The following is a 20,100-nucleotide window of genomic DNA, read 5'->3' on the forward strand; positions in this document are numbered from 1 at the left end:
AGAGCCTGAACATCTCTATCTTATCTGGAAAGGTGATTTTTGGGTATAACCTTTTACCCACCACCCGCATAGCAGGTGGTTTATTGTTTCATTCGCTATGCGAATGAAACAGACTAAAGTCTAATAAACTAAAAAAGGCCAGGTTTCCCTGACCTTTGTCTTCAGTCTGAGAAGATACGAAAGTATCTTCTTTTTTAATTTACTTATTGATAAATAATATAAGCTTCCAGATTCTGGCGGCCAAACTGAATACATTCATTATAGGTATTCATGTAAATATCAACAATCCCCTCGGTAACAGCACCACCACGATCTTCAACTGTATATGTTATCCCCGTTGATGGAATATAGATCTTAGTACCAAGTGGTAATCCGCTCCATGCCGCTACTGTATGATTTGCTGTTGGCATCACACCTGATGCGGTTGCATTTCCTGTTGCAGTATAAGCTGTGCAATTTAAGACTGTCTGAACTGCGCCTGCAGGAATGGTTGTCGTTGTATCTACTGACGGTGTTTCTGCTACTGGCGTTTCTACTGCTGGTGTTTCAACGACTGCAGGAGTTTCAACTGCTGGTGTTGTCGCTGCTGCTGGTGTTGTCGTTGCTGCCGGTGTTGTCGCTACTGCCGGTGTTGGCGCTACTGCCGGTGTGGCATCAACAGCGGTCGCTTTTGTACCAACTTCGATTATTTCCTTAATTGGTTCTGTTACAATTGCTTGAGAAACAACTTCCCGCTTTTTTTCAATGCTATCTTCATAAAGAACTCGTTCAACCTGACTGGTTGTTCCATTAACGCCTACCTGAACAACTTTTGTTTTTCCAACTTCTAAATCAGGATTATCTTTTTTCTCAGTTGTATAAGCAACTGTCTGCAAACTTGGCAATTCTGATACTTTAACACGAACCACCTTAACCTGACTCACATCTTTCAATGCTGTTGACTTTGATGGCTCAACGCGATCAAGATCTCCCAGTTCAATATTATTCTCTTCCAGTAAGTCTCCCACGGTTTCTGCATCCGTCTGATAAGCAATCGTTTCTCCATCAACTAAAAGATTTCCACTGACTTTGGCTTTTATTTCAATGTTATCAACTGCATACAATGCGGTATTGGTATCGACACTAACTGAATAATCATCTCCGAGTTCAATTCCGTTATCTTTAAGAACATCCCCCACATTTTCATAAATTCTGCCACTCATTACTTTTTCAGTATCACCAATCTTCACGGTCACTTCTTTAGCAAAAGCAAAAGAACAGGTTGTTCCAATTATGCATGTTACGATAATACCGGTCATTCCTAGTTTAAGAACTGATTTTTTCCCTTTTGTAAGGCCTTTTGTATGTTTCTCTTCCATAAAACCTCCGTTTCCATTTTTATGATTGCATTAAAGTTCGTTTTTGTTACAATTTATTTACAAAATAATTGTACTTCATTTCTAAATATTTGTCAAGATTAGATTTTTTTGATTGACATTTCTTGAATTTTACTTTAAACTGAAATTCATTATAAATAGTTTCAAACCGTTGATGCGGAGATAACGGTGAAAAATGCACTTCCAGAGAATGAGGATTGGTGAGAACCTCACAGTACGCAATTCATCAAATGGACCGCTGAGGGCATGATCAAAGGTGTTAACTGAGTATTTCATGACGTGACAACTACGTAAGTGTTGAGGAATATAGTCGTATTCTGCAGAGACAGGTTTTATTCCTGTAAAAAAAGGTGGCACCACGAGTAATCAAACTCGTCCTTTACATTTTTGTTGAGGATGAGTTTTTTGTTTTCCCATAAACAGGTTTCTGTTTAAATATAATAAGGAAATAGAAAGGAAGTATTATTATGGCAACGATACCCTACAAGATTTATTTAAGTGAAGATGAGATGCCCAGATACTGGTTCAATCTCCGTTCAAAAATGAAAACACTGCCTGAACCTTTTGTTAATCCGGCAACCGGCGAATATTGCACCAAAGAAGATCTTCTCCCGGTGTTTTGCGAGGAGCTTGTGGATCAGGAACTCAATGTAACCGATGAATATATTGAAATACCGGAAGAAATTCGTGATTTCTATAAAATGTACCGTCCCTCGCCTCTTGTTCGAGCCTATTGTTTAGAAAAAGCATTAGCTACACCTGCGGAAATATATTATAAATATGAAGGGACAAACACATCTGGTTCACATAAGCTAAATTCTGCTGCCGCTCAAGCTTATTATGCAAAAAAACAGGGTTTAACTTGTTTAACTACCGAAACCGGTGCCGGACAGTGGGGAACGGCTCTATCCATGGCTTGTGCTTACTATAATCTGGATTTAACTGTTTATATGGTTAAAGTATCGGCTGAACAAAAACCTCATCGTCGAGCAGTCATGGAAACTTATGGCGCTAAAGTTATTGCTTCACCATCCAATACCACCGCGGCTGGAAGAAAAATTCTTGCAGAAACCCCTGATACCAATGGTTCCCTGGGTTGTGCCATCAGCGAAGCCATTGAGGTTGCCGTGACAACCGATAACTGCAAATATGTTTTAGGAAGTGTATTGAACCATGTCGGACTTCACCAGTCCATCATCGGTATGGAAACAAAAATCGCCTGTGACAAATATGGCATTAAACCTGACATCATCATTGGCTGCGCCGGTGGCGGTTCCAATTTATTGGGTCTCATCGCACCGTTTATGGCAGATAGAATTCAAGGGAAAAATGACATCGACTTTGTTGCCGTCGAACCGGCTTCCTGCCCTTCCCTTACTCGTGGAAAATATGCATTGGATTTTGGTGATACCGGAAAAACAACTCCTCTGATTAAAATGTATACCCTGGGCAGCGGATTTATGCCTTCTCCCAACCATGCCGGGGGATTGCGCTACCACGGGATGAACCCCATTATTTCTCAGCTTTATCATGAAGGATACATTCGCGCAAAATCATATGTGCAAAATGACGTTTTTGAAGCTGCCGTTAAATTTGCCCGCATTGAAGGCATCCTACCAGCCCCTGAATCTTCCCACGCCATTAAGGCCGCCATCGATGAAGCTTTAGCCTGCAAAGAATCCGGCGAGAAAAAAACCATCATTTTCGGATTGACCGGAACCGGTTATTTTGACATGACTGCATATGCCAGCTACAATGCCGGAACCATGACTGACTATATTCCGACGGATAAAGATTTGCAAAAGGGATTTGACAGCCTTCCGAAAATCGAACAGAAAAAATAAAGACGCTCATATTAACCTCACCCATATTAATTGAAATATTTTGACTATTGCGAAAGTACAAAAAGTAAGTCCTGGAGACACGAGTAACATCAATTGTCTCCAGGACAGTTTTATTTACTGTCTCTTTTTATGTCACGCAATCTCCCCCGTTTTATTAGTTCCGCTTTAACTGTAGGATAGGAATCAAAATCCGTATGCGGCAGAAACCGAGCGGCAAACATTCGTGTTAAAAAATCTGAAGCTGCCCCAAACTCTAAATATTCTATCTTTTCCTGAAGCATTTGAACCTTATCCATTTTTTCAGCACTTATCAAAAGTGCATATGCACCGTTTAGCGAGCTGTTACCCAATGAAACAAATCTATCCCTTGGCAAGTCAGGATAAAGTCCAATGGTGATCGCTGATTCCAAATTGAGGTACGTGCCAAATGCGCCGGAGACATACACGCGTTGAACCTCAGATGCTTCCACTCCCAATCGTTCCAGGAGATAAGCAACCATGGTATTTGCAGCCGCTTTGGCATCAATGAACTGGCCGATATCTGTTTGCGTAAAGACCAGTTCCTCTTTACTTTCAGATTCTTCCTGCCACGCATATACAACCCCGTATTCTCCATCTATTTTGATAATTCGCTTTGATATCTCGGGGTTAAACCGCCCTGAAAAATCAATCCATCCATTTAACAGCATCTGGGCTAAAAGATCCACAATCCCCGATCCGCAAATACCCCGGGGTTTACTGCCGGCTATCGTTGTCAGTTTTAACTGGTTCTCTTCTATTATAACGCTGTCAACAGCACCGCTACTCGCTTTCATCCCATTTTTACTGATCGCGCCTTCCAGGGCCGGTCCAGCTGCACCGGCGCCTGCCAAAAGGAAGCTTTTATTTCCTAACACCATTTCGCCATTGGTGCCAATGTCTATAAACAAACCCAACTCTTCCTTTTCATGAAGCCCTGCAACCAATAACCCACTCACGGTATCGCCACCTAAATAGTTGGCGACTGATGGCATGCAAAAAACGACGCCTTCTACGGGTAACCCCAAATCCCTGGCATTCATGAAACCAGTATGATTAAAAACTGGTGCGAAAGGATACTGAAAAATAGGCCATGGATCAATCCCCAATAAAAAGTGAATCATTGTTGTATTTCCCGAAACAACCATAATATAAGATTCTTTAGGATCAATACCCGTTTTTTCTTTTAAACTATTCAATAATTCACTGAACGTTTCAATGGTGCTTTTCTGAATTTCCTTTAAATGGCTACATTTTCCTTTAGTATAAAAAATACGACTTAAAATATCATCACCAAACTTAATTTGATGATTAAAAACACTCATTTGGCCAAGAACAGCTCCGGTATTCAGATCAACTATTTCCATCGCAACCGTTGTGCTCCCCAAGTCTACAGCGATACCATAATGATAATCGGTACGATCACCTGCTTCCAGTCTGATGATCTCCCAAACTTTCTCGTTTTCTATAAGGGTTAGTGTCATTTCCCAATTTGCTTCTCGACAAAAAGGATAGATCGTTCTTAACATCTGATAGGAGAATTTGACTTTTCCAAATTCCTGGCTCAAAGCTTTAATAATTCGCTCTTTATCTCCAATAATATCTCCATCACCTGGCGGCGAAAGTTTTAGAAAAATCTTTCTGGTTAGTGCTTTTTCTCTGAATTTTTCCATAAATACCTCATCTGTATAATTTTATTTCTTATCGTGTATCCAGCCGTTCAACGATTTATCTGAATACAATTATTTTTACCTCTTGAAGAATTATTCTTAATTAAAAATTTCATGATAGTAAGTTTAACATAATAAAACATTACTTGTATATATTATTCTGTACTTATATGAATTATTTTTGAATTAATATCAACTATAAGAAGTATTTGATCCGAACTTCTCGTGGTTTCCAGAAAATCATCAGGCAACCTCAACCATTCATTTTTCCTGTTGTCTTCATTAAAATAATAATTTTTCAGCCATTAATCATAACCTGTTCACTTAATAAACACTTAGTAATATTACTCTATTTATATTATAATAGTACAAAGAGGTGAAATGAATGTATAAAATTTTAATTACCGATGATGAAGATAAAATTAGAACTTTAATAAAGAAATATGTGATTTTTGAGGGTCATCAAGCAGTGGAGGCCTCAACTGGTATGGAAGCTGTTGAATTATGTCGCAAAGAGAATTTCGATATTATTATAATGGATGTTATGATGCCTGAGTTAGACGGTTTTTCCGCCGTCAGGGAAATTCGGAAAAGCCAGGATACTCCAGTATTAATGCTTTCAGCCCGAGGTGAAGAATATGATAAAATCCATGGGTTTGAATTAGGCATTGATGATTATGTTGTTAAGCCTTTTTCACCAAAAGAATTGATGATGCGTATTGATGCCATCATGAAAAGAACGACTAAGAAAAAGTCCCTTGAACATGAGCTCTTTCAAAAAGACGGTTTTTTAGCTGATTTTACTGCAAGACGAATCATTATTAATAATGAAAACATCGATATGTCACCTAAAGAATTCGATCTGATCTTTTATTTTATCCAAAATAAAAATATTGCCCTTACGCGAGAAAAACTGATTACTGAAGTTTGGGGCTATGATTTTTATGGCGATGATCGCACTCTCGATACCCATATTAAACTGCTGCGAAAAAGTCTGGGCGAATATGCTGGGCTGATTACAACTCTTCGCGGGGTTGGCTATCGATTTGAAGGTTGAATCCATTGAAAAAGAACAATAAATCTACATACAATAAAGCAAAAAATAAACTGAATCATATCAGCATAAAATGGAAAATTTTTCTTTTCCTGTTGGGTTTCTGCGGCGTTCTGCTAATTTTGCTTTGGCTTTTTCAGGTTGTTTTCTTAGATAGTTTTTATAAGAACATTAAAGTTAATGAAATAAAGACTTCAGCAAAAACCATTGAAAAAAACATTAATAACGACAATATTGAAACCATTATCTCCAATATTACCCTCAGCAATGATATCAATATTGAAGTTTTGTCGAGCACCGGAGCGATTCTTTATTCATCCCACGTTCTGCATGATAATTCTTCAACTTTTGCTGAAAATTCAGTTTCTTCAGAAGTCGATAATAATAGTGGTGAACTTTTTCAGTATTATAAACACAATGTGACTACAGATGATACTACCAGCACTGCAGATAATGTTCCTAATACGATTGATTCCACTCCAGAACTTGATGAGTTAACACCGGTTCCAAATAAATCTCATGGTGATCAAGAAACCATTGTTTATTCTAAAATCATTAAAGATGGAAACAATAATGATTTAACCCTTGTTCTTACTTCGCTTATTTCTCCCGTTAATGCTACGGTTAATACCCTTCGCGTACAGCTGTATTACATCACCGCTGTTATGATTCTATTTTCGGTTATTTTGGCACTTATTATTGCAAAATGGATATCAAAACCCATTGAAGCGATTAATAATAGTGCAAAAATGCTGGCAACCGGAGACTACAGCACCCGTTTTGAAGGAGGAGGCTACAAAGAAATTACTGAGCTCTCAACCACACTTAATTATACTGCCAAAGAGCTCTCCAAGGTCGAAAATTTGCGTCAGGAATTGATTGCAAACATCTCACATGATCTCCGAACACCTTTAACCCTAATTAGTGGTTATGCAGAAGCCATGCGGGATTTGCCAGATGAAAACAATTCAGAGAATGCTCAAATCATCGTGGATGAAACACAACGACTCACGACCCTTGTTAATGATGTCATGGATATTTCGAAGCTTCAATCTGGCAATAATACGATTTGTCCGCAGCGTTACAATTTTACCTCCAGCATCCAGGAAACCGTCAACCGCATGAATAAGTTGATGGAAAAGGACGGTTACAACATTAGCTTTGAACCAGATCATGAATTAACTGTTAATGCTGATGAAACACGGATTTCCCAGGTGTTTTATAATCTATTGATAAATGCCATTAACTATACCGGATCCAATAAAAAAGTTATTGTCACCCAAAGTACTTATAAGAATCCTGAAGATGCTTTAAATGAGTGGGTTAAAATAGAAGTTGCCGATACCGGAGAAGGGATTAGCGCTGAAGATCTGCCCTACATTTGGGAACGTTATTATAAGGTAGATAAAACCCATAAACGGGCGGTCACAGGAACCGGTCTGGGCTTGTCCATTGTAAAATCTATCATCGACATGCATGGCGGCGATTATGGTGCTACCTCAAAAATAAATGAAGGCTCAGTTTTTTGGTTTTCCTTTAGAATTTAAAACCTTCTTTTTATGACTTGCCAATATCCTTATTATGCGTTGAGGCGGACACCCAATTTGGGTATCCGCCTCAACGTGCGTCATAAGATAAATTTTAGCAGCTCTAAATATATACTTTTTCGTTATTAATTTCAGTGTTTAATACAATACTTAAATTTCCGTTCCGGCATCGTAATTTATCAATGAATTCTTTTTGATTAATATCTTCCTTTAAACACAAAGTATAAACAATTTCAAATAGCGCACCGAAATCACAAGTTTTTACCCGTTGAACTTTGTAGCTCTGGGTATATTGCAGCAAGATATCATCAAAGCAATCCTGATAGTCCAGATCTTCCGGTATGGTAATTTTAAGCTGCATGTTGCGAGTTTTAGGTTTAGCATATTTTGTTGTGCTGAGAATAACCATGACGATACAAAGTATAATGGCAAATAGTACACCATAAGCGATGTAACCCATGCCACAGGCGAGCCCAACAGCCAGGGTGAAAAAGACATAGGAAATATCGATGGGATCGCCGGGGGCGCTTCGAAAACGAATCAGACTGAATGCTCCGGCTAAACTAAAAGCGCGGGCAATATTGTTGCCGACGAGCAAGATAATGATGGCAATGATCGCCGGGAGCATGATAAGTGTTATGGTGAAGCCGGGTGAATAACCGTCTTTCCCCTGGGTTTTAATATAAACCACACTGATAAACAAACCCATAATTAAGGACGTAAAGATAATTTTCAAAGTTGATCCTACGCTCAGAGTATCGGTAAGCGCTGATGCAAAAAGTATTTTTGACATAAATATTCTCCTTTAGTTGCTGATGCAGTATTTTAATTCGGTATTGTCGGAAATGGGCATGTTGATGATTTTGGCCAGGCTTTGTCTGCGGTATTCTTTATACGTGTTGCCATATTTTGAAAAGCTGGAGCTGTAAATTTTTAAGCTTGACAGCGCATGGGTGAGCCATACGGGAATCGCACCCAAAATCTTTATTTCCATAATATAACCGTCTTTAGGCAAAAGTTGATTTCCAAAGTCTCCCTCTTCTAAAGAAAGATTATTTTGACGGTTTTTGATGTTGCAATCGAAAGTTACCCGGAATTCCGGATCGTTTTTCCCAACAAAAGCAATGCGATCATAGCTGATATAGGCTTTGGGCTCAATGACGTGATGGTCTAAAAAATTATCAATTTCTTCAAGAACCAGGCGATTAATAGCGTTGGTTTCCAATGGGTATTCTCTTTTTGAGATGAAACGGTTGGCTTCATTCAGGGTCATGGTGGCCCGGCGTTTGCTGACAATTCCGCCTATTTTCTTTTTTAATTCCAGAAAGACCTTGTCATCGGGAGAAGATGGAATGGCGTAACTGCGAAGACGAAGTTTTTCTTTATAGTAGGGCTTCGAAAGGGAATGCCGTATAATATCGTAATTTTCAGTGTCAAAATAGATATTATAAATCGAGTAGCCATTATTCTTTAATGTGAAATCATCTGGCATCATTTCCGCTAAAAGTATGGGCATCAATTGTTTAAGTTGAAATTCATGTATCTGATATTTTTTTTCATAGCGTTTAAATGTTGTTGTGATCATTATGATCCTCCAAATATTTAAGTCTTTTAAGTAAATAATAAATTTTACATTCTACAATAAAAAGCGAAACCGCTTGAAATACTTCACTTATTCAAAATCCAGATAACTTCAATAAATATGATCAATTTATTACTTCACTATTTTCAGATAACACCTTAAACTTTATTTCATCATTTTTTAACGCAGCGATCAGCTATATTCTTACGTTAGCCCAGCCAAACGAGAATAAAAGCATCATCTTTTTGTCATAAGAAATAGATTCGTGTTTTTTTCCTTTTCCTCTGATAGTGACCGTTGTATTCTTCTGATCAGTCTTGATTTTCCCTGACTCCACTGATTTTGATTTAACTCTGTGAATTTGTCTAAAATCTGTGATGTAAACTTATTCGTGCATTTATTATACAATATTCACAAAAAAAACACAAATTTAACAAACACTTAACAAATTGCTCTTGTATACTAATACCTAAGACAGCCACAGAAAAACTCATAACCCGATTTTTTCTGTACTTCACAGGTAGTTACCAAGTTAGTGCAAGTGCTCGTTTGGATTTTTGCCTTTGTAAAAATAAAATATTTGGAGGCTCATGATGATTACAAAAACATTTAAACGCTATGAAAACAAATTTCAATTAAATGAATCTCAGTTTGAACAACTACTGCCCATTCTTTTAACAGAAATGGTACCGGATAGTTATACATCAAAAAATGACAGCTATTCGATCTATAATATCTATTTTGACACTGAAAATTACGATATTATACGGCATTCCCTTTCGAAGCCCTACTATAAAGAAAAACTTCGTCTCCGCAGCTATGCCATTCCAATTTCATCTGATGACAAGGTCTTTCTGGAATTAAAAAAGAAAATAGGCGGAATTGTCAGCAAACGTCGGGCCACCATGACCCTGAATGAAGCCAACCGTTTCATCTCAAAAAGAGAATACCCATTGGAAACCAACGCTATTAATCGCCTGGTTCTTGAAGAAATTGATAATTTTTTAGACCATCACATCATTGAACCCAAAGCCTATATCAGTTATGAACGCAGCGCCTATTTGGGGAAAAACGATCCGGAATTCCGGGTAACTTTTGATTATAATATAAAAAGCCGGCAAAACAATCTTTCTTTAGAAAAGGGAGACTTTGGAAATCAACTTTTGCCTAAAGACGGTTATATTATGGAAATAAAGATTTTGGGTGCGATTCCCGTATGGCTCACCCATGTGCTGTCAAGCTTAAAAATTTACAGCTCCAGCTTTTCAAAATACGGCAACGCGTATACAGAATACCGCAGACAAAGCCTGGCCAAAATCATCAACATGCCCATTTCCGACAATACCGAATTAAAATACTGCATCGGCAACTAAAGGAGAATATAATGTTAGAAACGCTTTTTGCATCAACGCTTACCGATACCCTAACTTTAAGCACAACTTTGAATGTCATCTTTGCTTCCTTAATCATGGGTTTATTTATCAGTATCGTTTACATTAAAACCCAGGGGAAAGACGGTTATTCACCCGGCTTCACCATAACACTGATTATGCTCCCGGCTATCATTGCCATTATTATCCTATTAGTTGGTAATAACATTGCCCGCGCTTTTAGTTTAGCCGGAGCATTCAGTCTGATTCGTTTTCGAAGCGCACCCGGCGATCCCATCGATATTTCCTATGTCTTTTTTACCCTGGCTGTTGGGCTCGCCTGCGGCATGGGTTACATCGCTTATGGCATAATCTTTGCCATCATACTTTGTACTCTCATGGTCATTCTCAGCACAACAAAATATGCTAAACCTAAAACTCGCAACATGCAGCTTAAAATTACCATACCGGAAGATCTGGACTATCAGGATTGCTTTGATGATATCTTGCTGCAATATACCCAGAGCTACAAAGTTCAACGGGTAAAAACTTGTGATTTCGGTGCGCTATTTGAAATTGTTTATACTTTGTGTTTAAAGGAAGATATTAATCAAAAAGAATTCATTGATAAATTACGATGCCGGAACGGAAATTTAAGTATTGTATTAAACACTGAAATCATTAACGAAAAGATTTACATTTAAAAATTCAGTTTTTGGATAAAAATTATTGTTGGTATTTTATCAGTATGTATAATATGGTACACTACCATCCCAACCGACATCATCACTGAATAAACAGCACCCCCTATGGCTACATTCAATTTCATAGAGGGTGCTGTTTTTCTATTTTATTAACAAAATTCAAACTGACATAAAAAAATCAATTCGGACATTCTTTTATTGGAACATCATTTATGCTTTTTTACCATAGGTTTTAATAATCTGTTCAGCAACTTTTCTCGGAGATATTCTCATATCCATTGCCTTTTTTTGAATATAACGATGGGCTTCATCCTCTGTCAAATTCAGATATTCCATCAGAAATAACTTCCCCCGAAAAACAATACTAAGATCATCTAATTTTGCTTTTAGCTCTCTATTCTGATTCTGCAACCGTTGGAACTTTTCCCGCGACTGACAGACAAAGCGTACATTTTGAACAAGCAATTGACGATTAAATGGCTTCGGTATAACAAAAGCCGTGGTATCAACGAGTTTTTCTTCGATACTATCTACTAAATCACTTTTCACAATGAGTATAACCCCAACCATGAATTTTTCTGAAATATCGATAGCAAAATCAGTGCCAAATTCATCACCTAAAGGGGTGTTCACAATCACTAGATCATACTCTATTTCCTGAAGCCGACGACGCCCCTCTCCAGCAGATGTTGCTGAATCAATTAATTGAAAATTCATTGGGCGTAAAACATCGGCAAGTACTCGGATTACGTCATCTTGTTTACATACTAACAATACACTGCTCAAACCTTCTTACCTCCTGCCCTTTTAGTTTAATTCGTTGATTTAATAAGTCGACAGGTAGCGATCAATTTCCCAGGGATGAACGGTTTTTATATAATCCATCCATTCAAGAGTTTTAAGCTCAATGTAATTCTTTGCCAAATTCTCACCTAAAATTGTTTTAATTAAGGGATCTGCTTTCATATCGGCAATGGCTTCTATTAAAGTAATTGGAAGTTCTTCAATACTCTCATTTATTTTGACGTCTTTTATGATTTCGTTCTCGCCCATTGCCAACTCATCCATAAGCGGCAATTTTTTTTCAATGCCTTCAAGACCTGCTTCTAAAATCAGGGCAAAGGTTAGATAGGGATTACACGTGGGATCAGGGCTTCTAAGTTCAAACCTAAAATAATTATCTGCCAAGGTCGGTATTCGAATGAGCGATGAGCGATTTCCAACACCCCAGCTAATAAGTTGGGGTGCTTCCTGACCTCCCGTCAGACGTTTATAACTGTTGACCAGTGGATTTGCTACTGCAGTTATCCCCTTAATATGAGCTAAAACACCAGCAATAAAATATTTGGCTTCCGCGGAAAGGACATTGTTTTTGTTTTCAAAAACACTCATTCCGTCTTTTTCCAATGAAATATGGATATGCATCCCACTTCCGGGTTCATCCACAAGTGGTTTAGGCAAGAATGACGCATGAATCCCATTTCGTTGCGCAACAGTTTTTACCACCGTTTTGAATGTCATAATATTATCCGCAGAAGAAAGCGCATCATCATATTTAAAATCTATTTCATGCTGACCCCGCCCTGCTTCATGCCGTGAACTTTCGATTTCAAAGCCCATATCTTCCAAGGTCAGACAAATCTCTCTTCGGGTATTTTCGCCACGATCATAGGGTGCCAAATCAAAATACCCAGCTTTATCGGTTGGTATGGTTGTGGGATCTCCATTTTCATCCTGTTTAAAAAGATAAAATTCGCATTCAGCACTGGTATTAAACTGAAAACCCTTTGCAGCTGCACGTTCCAGTGTTTCTTTTAATATCCGACGACTATCCGATTCAAAAATATCTCCATTAGGATATCGGATATCACAAATAATTCGTGCAACCTTGCCCTGTTGTGGCCTCCAGGGCAAAATTTGAATCGTACTGATATCTGGACATAATAGCAAATCCGAATAATTGGATTCGGAAAATCCTACTACCAATGATGCATCAAAGGGAATTCCACTGCTCAATGCACGTTCAATTTGCATCGGTGTAATTGCAATATTTCGATTCTGACCAAAAAGATCGCAAAATTGAAGTCTGATAAATTTGACATCATTATCCTCAATAAATTCCATCGCATCAATGGTTCTTTTCGCTAAGCTCATTTCATACCTCCATTTTTTAAATTATGTACCTAATTATTCTTATTCCGATGGGATCAGTAACGATTCCAGCTCTTATATATTTTCCAATTATAACATAAGCTTTATAAAGAAAAATAAAAAAGAACATACTAAATCAATCCCTCTGAAATTAAAATTTTTCAGGAGAACCAAACGCCATTGTTCTTTATAAATGTTCTTATTTAATTTTTTGTATACATTATACTTTTTCTATATTAAAACACATTTCTACTTGATATTCAATTTTTATTTTTATGATTCTGCATGATAAGGATTTCATCTTTTAAACTTATCTACACTATATAATTGGGATAATTGAGGAATCAGAAACGCTATATTAACCTTAATTTTTCCGTATCTTGATAACCTTTACATTTGAATTCTTAAAAATTTCTCTTTACAAAATATTTTTCATGATCTATAATAAACACAATTTAAAAAGTGGTGACTGCCACACAAATAAAATAGCAATGGTGCTTTTGGAGTGTTCGTATACGCTTCTGAGGGCACCTTTTTTACTTCACACCGGTTTTTATACCCTGTTTGTCTATTATGATACATGGGATTTATAATTCAAAATACAAATTTAGGAGGACACTCACGTGCCAGATGTTACACATGAAAATATAGCCGATATTTTTGGATCTAAAGTTTTTAATTCAGGTGTCATGCGAAAGCGCCTGCCAAAGCACATTTACGCTTCTCTTCTTAAAACAATGAAAGAGGATCTACCGCTGGAAGAAAATGTGGCTGAAGTTGTGGCCAACGCCATGAAAGATTGGGCGCTGGAATTGGGTGCCACCCATTTTACCCATTGGTTCCAGCCAATGACCGGTGTCACGGCTGAAAAACATGATGCCTTTATCAATCCCACCGAAGATGGCAAGGTGATTATGGAATTTTCGGGAAAAGAGCTGGTAAAGGGCGAACCGGATGCTTCATCATTTCCTTCCGGAGGCTTGCGGGCAACTTTTGAAGCTCGGGGTTACACCGCCTGGGACCCCACCTCCTACGCCTTCATTAAAGGTTCTACCCTTTGTATTCCAACCGTCTTCTGTTCTTATTCCGGTGAAATTCTGGATAAGAAAACGCCGCTGCTGCGTTCCATGGAAGTCCTGGATACCCACGCTGTTCGGATTCTTAAACTTTTTGGCAAAGACGATGTGAAAAAAGTAACCACCACCATCGGTGCTGAACAGGAATACTTTCTCATCGAACGCGACATGTTTAAAGAACGTAAGGACCTGATTCTCACCGGTCGGACTCTGTTTGGCGCAAAACCGCCCAAAGGCCAGGAAATGGAAACCCATTACTTCGGTCGTATTCGTGGCCGCGTAGCCGCTTACATGGCCGATCTCGACAAGGAATTATGGCGACTGGGCATTGCTTCCAAAACCCGTCACAACGAAGTTGCTCCTTCCCAGCATGAAATGGCGCCTATTTTCACCAATACAAACGTTGCTACGGATAATAACCAGCTGGTTATGGAATTCATGCAGCGGGTAGCCTATCGTCATGATCTGGCCTGTCTGCTTCATGAAAAACCCTTTGATTTTGTCAACGGTTCCGGAAAACACAACAACTTTTCGATGTCCACCGACACCGGCGAAAACCTGCTGACTCCCGGAGATGATCCGGTCAACAACAAACAATTCCTGCTTTTCCTCTGTGCCTGTGTTGAAGCCGTGAACAAATACAGTGAAATGCTTCGGATTACCGTTGCCAGCGCCGGCAATGATCACCGTTTGGGCGCAAATGAAGCCCCTCCGGCGATTGTTTCCATTTTCCTCGGCGAACAGCTGACCGCCGCCCTGAAGTCCATCGAAACCGGCAAACCGGTTACCGAAGCGAAAGACCTCGTGCTGGAAATGGGTGTCAGCACCCTGCCCAAACTGATCATGGATGCGACGGACCGTAACCGAACCTCACCATTTGCCTTCACCGGCAACAAATTTGAATTCCGGATGCTGGGTTCCAACCAGTCCATCGCCGGGCCGAACATTACCCTTAACACCATAGTCGCTGACGTTCTCTGCGACTATGCCGATGTTCTGGAAAAAGCCGATGATTTTGATACCGCCCTGGATGCCCTGCTGCAAAAATCCATCACGGAAAACAAACGGATTGTCTTCAACGGCAACAACTATTCTGAAGAATGGGTTGAAGAAGCCGCCCGCCGCGGCCTTCCCAACCTGAAAACAACACCGGAAGCTTTAGCTGAATATGCTTCCGAAAAAAATGTCAAACTGTTTGCCCGACACAATATTTACACTCCAACGGAAGTACAGTCCCGTTATGAGATTCATCTAGACGAATACAGCAAAACCATCAACATTGAAGCCCTGACCATGCTCAACATCGCCAAACGTGAAATTTCACCGGCTGTCGTCACTTACACCAAAGAGGTTTGCGACACCCTGCTGGCGAAAAAATCCTGTGGTGATTTCATTGATGTCTCAGCTGAATCAACCCTGGCCGAACGACTCTCCCAACTGTCCGGAAAATTCATCCGTTCCATTGACGACCTCGAAAAAATCCTGGCCGGTGCTCAGGACACCCCATCAGCTCAGGCTGAAGCCACCTATTACTGTGATCAGGTCATCCCCGCAATGGAAGAACTTCGCAAATTTGCGGATGAACTGGAAAGCCTTGTTGGCAAGAAATACTGGCCATACCCAAATTACGAAGATATTTTATTCTACATTTAATAACATCTGTTAAAAATTACTATATATCTTATCTTTTATTTTAGATAGCACCTCTTTTAACAGCCTTACGGATTAATCCGTAAGGCTGTTTTATTTGTATGCTGAACATTTCTTGTGGTTGCTATTTTTGTCTTCCTTATGTAAAATGGAACTATATTATTCAACGAAAAAGGAGAATATAAAGATGGGATTAAAAGATCTATTTAAAGACGTTACCGATCTGGCAAAAGATAGTATTGATTCAATACAGGCAGATTTAGCACTAAAAAAAGAAGAACAGGAACGTTTAAGAGCAGCTATGGAACTCCGGATTAAAATTTTTACCGATACCCTACTTGGTCAGCTTATGAATAATATCGACCCTCTGGCTCGTCCTTTCATTGATACCGGTGATGCTGCGCTTGTTGCTTTTACCGAAGATTTTTCCTTAAAACTCTTGTTGCCGGCAAACGGCTCATCGGCAACTAAAATTGATATGCACCCATACGAGGAAAATATCCTGAAAAACGTTCTGAAAACATTCACCAGCTACCATCCTCAGGAGAAATTCCTGTTTCAGTTCAAAGATTCACAAGGACAGATTATTCTTGTTACGACAGCTAATCTTTATTTTAAAATCGTTTTCCCTGAAAACGCTTCATTTTACAGCATCGGCTCAATCCCAAAAGAAAAACTAATCGACATCGGCATCAGCCGAGATGATCAGCAATTTCAGCTCCTTGTCAACAATGTACCGCTGATTAGCACGCCTGCTGCAGAAATCCAAAACTTTGATTATGTTACCTTGTCAGAATACCTCCGACGCATTAAGGCAAAGGATTTCGCCATTGATGAAGATCAGATCAGTGCTTTTATCTCATTAAAGCTTGACCCAACTACACTGGAAATCACAAACAAATTCATCGACAACAATGAAAAACTGGTCTATTTTGCCTGGGGGTTGGACAGCCTCAGCTCGAAGAAATTTATAATCTGTACAGATCATAAAATTATTTTGTATGATCGGGAATTGAATACCGACAAATGCTTTAACTATGATGAAATCACTTCGATTTCAACTCAGAAAAACACCGTATCTTTTTTAGACTTATCACTCACGCTGGGCATGAACCCGAACGATACCGAAATCCATACCGCCGACGGCGTTGAAACCATTCATATTCTCTACTCTCGGGAAGCTGAGCGCCTTATTCAGGTATACAATCATTACAAAAGCGAGGCTTCCCCAAGAACAACGCAAGCTAATTCCGATGTTCAGCCGGAGACTGCCGACGATCAGCAACCGAGCATCCCTCTAAAAGATCCCATCGCAATGATCGAAAAATTGGCAGTTTTAAAAGAAAAGGGAATGATTACTGAAGAAGAATTTAATCAGAAAAAGAAAGACTTGCTCGAAAAATTATAAACAATCATTAATTTTACTCTCAAAAACAAATAACCGAGGTCATGAAACCGCGGTTATTTGTTTTTTGTTATCTAATTTTATTTTTCAATGTCTTCTATACTATTTTCAGGAACTGAGTTTTTTTTATTATTTATCGCTATTATTGTTTCTTTTTTAAAAGCTTCTTCCGCTTGCATCAGTGGATCCTGGCGAACCATTTTAATGGTCGAATAACACATGACAAACATAATAAAAATAAATGGGAACACGGCAACAATAGCGACGGTTTGTACCGCATGCAGTCCCCCCATAATAATGAGGATCCCTGCGGAAAACGCCAACGCTACACCCCATAAAAGCTTTAGACTGGTTCTAGGTGAATCATTTCCTCCGCTGGAGAGCATTCCCAAGACAATAGTAGCAGAATCGGTGGAAACAACAAAAAATGTAAACACGACAAAAAGAATAATTAGTGTTGTGACTTGACTTAAAGGAAATTGATGGAAAAGCACAAATATACCACTGGCAACATCAGATGTAATGGCTGTTTCAATCAGTCCCTTTGTCTCAGTGCCAAGTTCAAAATGCAGTGCTGTCGAACCAAACACATCAAAAAATACCATATCAAATATAGCCGGTACAACGATGCCTGCAAAAACGAATTCCTTAATCGTTCTGCCTTTGGAAATTTTTGCAATGAACATTCCCACAAAAGGTGCCCATGAAATCCACCATGCCCAATAAAAGATGGTCCAGCTGTTTAACCAACCTCCCTGCTCTACCGGATCAGTCCATGTGCTCATCCTGATAAAATTCTGTACATACAATCCTGATGCGTTGACAAAGTTATCTAAAATGTATTTTGTAGGTCCAATTGAAAATAAAAACAATAATAATCCCAAACAGGCAATCATACTGATGTCCGAACCGATTTTTATTCCTTTGTCAATCGGTAAGCATGCCGATGCCAGATAGGCTGCCGCTACTATAATGAGAATGATAATATAGGCTTCATTATTCATTGTAATTCCATAATTAAATGAGAGTCCCGCACCCAACTCCATTGTCCCTAATCCAACTGTTGTTGACACCCCAAAAAAAGTGATACATAAGGCTACAATATCAATAAATTTACCGATTGGGCCATAAATTTGATCACCTAAAATTGGATAAAAACACGAACTGACAAGAGCTGGCAATCCTTTTCTGAAAATCACAAGACCCATAGGAATTCCCACAACAACATAGATTGCCCAAGGACTTATTCCCCAATGCAGAAATGAAATTGCCATCGACCATTCGGCTGCCTGGGTACTTCCAGAAGCACCTGCATATGCCGGACCACTCAGAAAATGAGAGACCGTTTCAGCCACAGACCAGTAAATGAGTCCGACCCCCATACCAGCTCCAAACAACATGGAAAACCATGAAAAATTTGAAAATTCTGGCTTATCATCATCTTTACCAAATTTAATTTTACCGTATTTACTCAAGGCCAGGACAAAACAAAAAATAACAAAAAAGAGCACCCCTGCTTCATACATCCAACCCCAGTTCGAAACTGTTGCTGAAAGAACCTGCCCCAGCACTACCGATAACGAATTATTATCCAATGCTCCCCAAAGAATAAATCCAAAACAGATTATTGCAGAAATAATGAATACGACTGAATCTAAATGACCAAAAATCCCCCAATTGTTAGTAACCGCAGCTCTGTCTCTGGGGATAAAATCGCCTGTTTTATTATTTCTGCTTTTCATAATAATTCTCCTCCCAGGATCAATTTTCCTTTTCCATCATGCCCAATTAAAACGTTTGCACAAACATGAAGAATCATATCTTCACCTTCTTTACTGTTGTTAATGATCAGTATTTATTATATATTTAGTTTTTTAGGCTTGTCTATCACCATTTCGTTTTCAATTTTTTAATGAGTTAGCGCCAAAATATGCTTTGTGAACTTTTGGCGCTAATCTCTTGATTATTTTTTTATTATATCATACCGGATTGGAAGACACTGATTAGCCTAACAACTTTTTACATAATAGTACCGCTTCATCTGCTGTTTCTGCCCAGCCATCTGCTCCAATCTCTGCTCCCCATTTAGCACTTGTAGGACCTCCGCCAATGATTACTTTGTATTGATCTCTGATATTTTGTTCAACCAGATATTCAATCAGTACTTTTTGAGATTTCATAGTTGTTGTTAGCAGTGAACTCGCTGCTAATATTTTAGCACCAACTTCATCGGCCTTTTTTACAAAATCTTCTGGTTTTTGATCGATACCAATATCATAAACTTTAAAACCAGCTGAAGTTAAAAGAGCACCGACAATATTTTTTCCAATATCATGAATGTCACCGGCCACGGTGCCAAGAACAATTTTCCCCTTATCTTCATAAGATCCTTCACCTTCGCCTGCCGCTAATACTTCTTCAAGTACATCCATTCCAGCTTTCATAGCATCGGCTGCCATCATAACATCTGGTAAGAAGGCCTCACCACTGGTCCAGCTTGCTCCGACTTCTTCAATTCCCTTGATAAACCCAAGTTGAACCGCTTGAACCGGATCGATTTTCTCAGCTATTACCTTTTCTGCCAACTCAACTGCTAAATCCTCATCTCCATCAACGATTGCATCTTTAATTTCTTCAAAAATTGTGTTCATTT

At 38.9% G+C, this 20,100-nt stretch carries 15 protein-coding genes; 7 read left to right on the forward strand and 8 right to left on the reverse strand.

Annotated features, from left to right (window positions below; genetic code table 11):
• Nucleotides 1–203: 203 nt before the first annotated feature.
• Nucleotides 204–1,358 carry a 3D domain-containing protein gene (locus FZC41_RS03645; protein ID WP_148566041.1) on the reverse strand — a complete coding sequence of 385 codons (1,155 nt, stop codon included), beginning with the start codon at nucleotides 1,356–1,358 and terminating at the stop codon, nucleotides 204–206.
• Nucleotides 1,359–1,843: 485 nt separating this feature from the next.
• Here FZC41_RS03645 and FZC41_RS03650 point away from each other — a divergent pair, with 485 nt between their 5' ends.
• On the forward strand, nucleotides 1,844–3,220 hold the full coding sequence (locus FZC41_RS03650; RefSeq protein ID WP_148566042.1) for a TrpB-like pyridoxal phosphate-dependent enzyme: 1,377 nt from the start codon (nucleotides 1,844–1,846) through the stop codon (nucleotides 3,218–3,220).
• Between the two features lie 110 nt (nucleotides 3,221–3,330).
• On the opposite strand, the gene FZC41_RS03655 is transcribed toward FZC41_RS03650, so the two are convergent.
• Entirely contained in the window at nucleotides 3,331–4,911 is a 1,581-nt protein-coding gene (locus tag FZC41_RS03655; RefSeq protein ID WP_148566043.1) for an ASKHA domain-containing protein, read from the reverse strand.
• A gap of 382 nt (nucleotides 4,912–5,293) precedes the next feature.
• Here FZC41_RS03655 and FZC41_RS03660 point away from each other — a divergent pair, with 382 nt between their 5' ends.
• Complete coding sequence (locus FZC41_RS03660; RefSeq protein WP_148566044.1) at nucleotides 5,294–5,965, forward strand: response regulator transcription factor; 672 nt, start codon at nucleotides 5,294–5,296, stop codon at nucleotides 5,963–5,965.
• Between the two features lie 5 nt (nucleotides 5,966–5,970).
• Nucleotides 5,971–7,509 carry a sensor histidine kinase gene (locus FZC41_RS03665; RefSeq protein WP_148566045.1) on the forward strand — a complete coding sequence of 513 codons (1,539 nt, stop codon included), beginning with the start codon at nucleotides 5,971–5,973 and terminating at the stop codon, nucleotides 7,507–7,509.
• Between the two features lie 103 nt (nucleotides 7,510–7,612).
• Here FZC41_RS03665 and FZC41_RS03670 read toward each other — a convergent pair whose 3' ends face one another.
• Together FZC41_RS03670 and FZC41_RS03675 are read right to left on the reverse strand one after the other, a co-directional pair.
• Nucleotides 7,613–8,302 carry a DUF4956 domain-containing protein gene (locus FZC41_RS03670; protein ID WP_148566046.1) on the reverse strand — a complete coding sequence of 230 codons (690 nt, stop codon included), beginning with the start codon at nucleotides 8,300–8,302 and terminating at the stop codon, nucleotides 7,613–7,615.
• 12 nt (nucleotides 8,303–8,314) lie between these two features.
• A complete protein-coding gene (locus tag FZC41_RS03675; RefSeq protein ID WP_148566047.1) occupies nucleotides 8,315–9,094 on the reverse strand; it encodes a polyphosphate polymerase domain-containing protein in 780 nt (259 codons plus the stop codon).
• Between the two features lie 587 nt (nucleotides 9,095–9,681).
• Between FZC41_RS03675 and FZC41_RS03680 the strand changes: the two genes are divergently transcribed.
• The gene (locus FZC41_RS03680) at nucleotides 9,682–10,464 is read left to right on the forward strand and encodes a polyphosphate polymerase domain-containing protein (RefSeq protein ID WP_311135833.1); all 783 of its coding nucleotides are present in this window, start codon (nucleotides 9,682–9,684) and stop codon (nucleotides 10,462–10,464) included.
• A gap of 11 nt (nucleotides 10,465–10,475) precedes the next feature.
• The gene (locus FZC41_RS03685; protein ID WP_148566048.1) at nucleotides 10,476–11,165 is read left to right on the forward strand and encodes a DUF4956 domain-containing protein; all 690 of its coding nucleotides are present in this window, start codon (nucleotides 10,476–10,478) and stop codon (nucleotides 11,163–11,165) included.
• Between the two features lie 210 nt (nucleotides 11,166–11,375).
• Here FZC41_RS03685 and FZC41_RS03690 read toward each other — a convergent pair whose 3' ends face one another.
• Together FZC41_RS03690 and glnA are read right to left on the reverse strand one after the other, a co-directional pair.
• Nucleotides 11,376–11,951: an ANTAR domain-containing response regulator gene (locus FZC41_RS03690; RefSeq protein ID WP_148566049.1), complete on the reverse strand. Its 576-nt coding sequence runs from the start codon at nucleotides 11,949–11,951 to the stop codon at nucleotides 11,376–11,378.
• 39 nt (nucleotides 11,952–11,990) lie between these two features.
• Entirely contained in the window at nucleotides 11,991–13,319 is a 1,329-nt protein-coding gene (glnA, locus tag FZC41_RS03695; RefSeq protein ID WP_148566050.1) for a type I glutamate--ammonia ligase, read from the reverse strand.
• 686 nt (nucleotides 13,320–14,005) lie between these two features.
• Between glnA and FZC41_RS03700 the strand changes: the two genes are divergently transcribed.
• Both FZC41_RS03700 and FZC41_RS03705 read left to right on the forward strand, forming a co-directional pair.
• Entirely contained in the window at nucleotides 14,006–16,045 is a 2,040-nt protein-coding gene (locus FZC41_RS03700) for a glutamine synthetase III family protein (protein WP_207725053.1), read from the forward strand.
• A 184-nt stretch (nucleotides 16,046–16,229) separates the two neighbouring features.
• The gene (locus FZC41_RS03705; protein WP_170253834.1) at nucleotides 16,230–17,450 is read left to right on the forward strand and encodes an SHOCT domain-containing protein; all 1,221 of its coding nucleotides are present in this window, start codon (nucleotides 16,230–16,232) and stop codon (nucleotides 17,448–17,450) included.
• A gap of 77 nt (nucleotides 17,451–17,527) precedes the next feature.
• Here the strand turns inward: FZC41_RS03705 and FZC41_RS03710 are convergent, their stop codons facing one another.
• Nucleotides 17,528–19,189, reverse strand: coding sequence for a glycine betaine uptake BCCT transporter (locus FZC41_RS03710; protein WP_148566053.1), 1,662 nt, complete (start codon nucleotides 19,187–19,189; stop codon nucleotides 17,528–17,530).
• Between the two features lie 261 nt (nucleotides 19,190–19,450).
• Complete coding sequence (gene mtgC / locus FZC41_RS03715; protein ID WP_148566054.1) at nucleotides 19,451–20,098, reverse strand: glycine betaine-specific corrinoid protein MtgC; 648 nt, start codon at nucleotides 20,096–20,098, stop codon at nucleotides 19,451–19,453.
• Nucleotides 20,099–20,100 lie beyond the last annotated feature (2 nt).

The organism is Acetobacterium paludosum (assembly GCF_008086595.1).
GTDB classification, from domain to species: Bacteria; Bacillota; Clostridia; order Eubacteriales; family Eubacteriaceae; genus Acetobacterium; species Acetobacterium paludosum.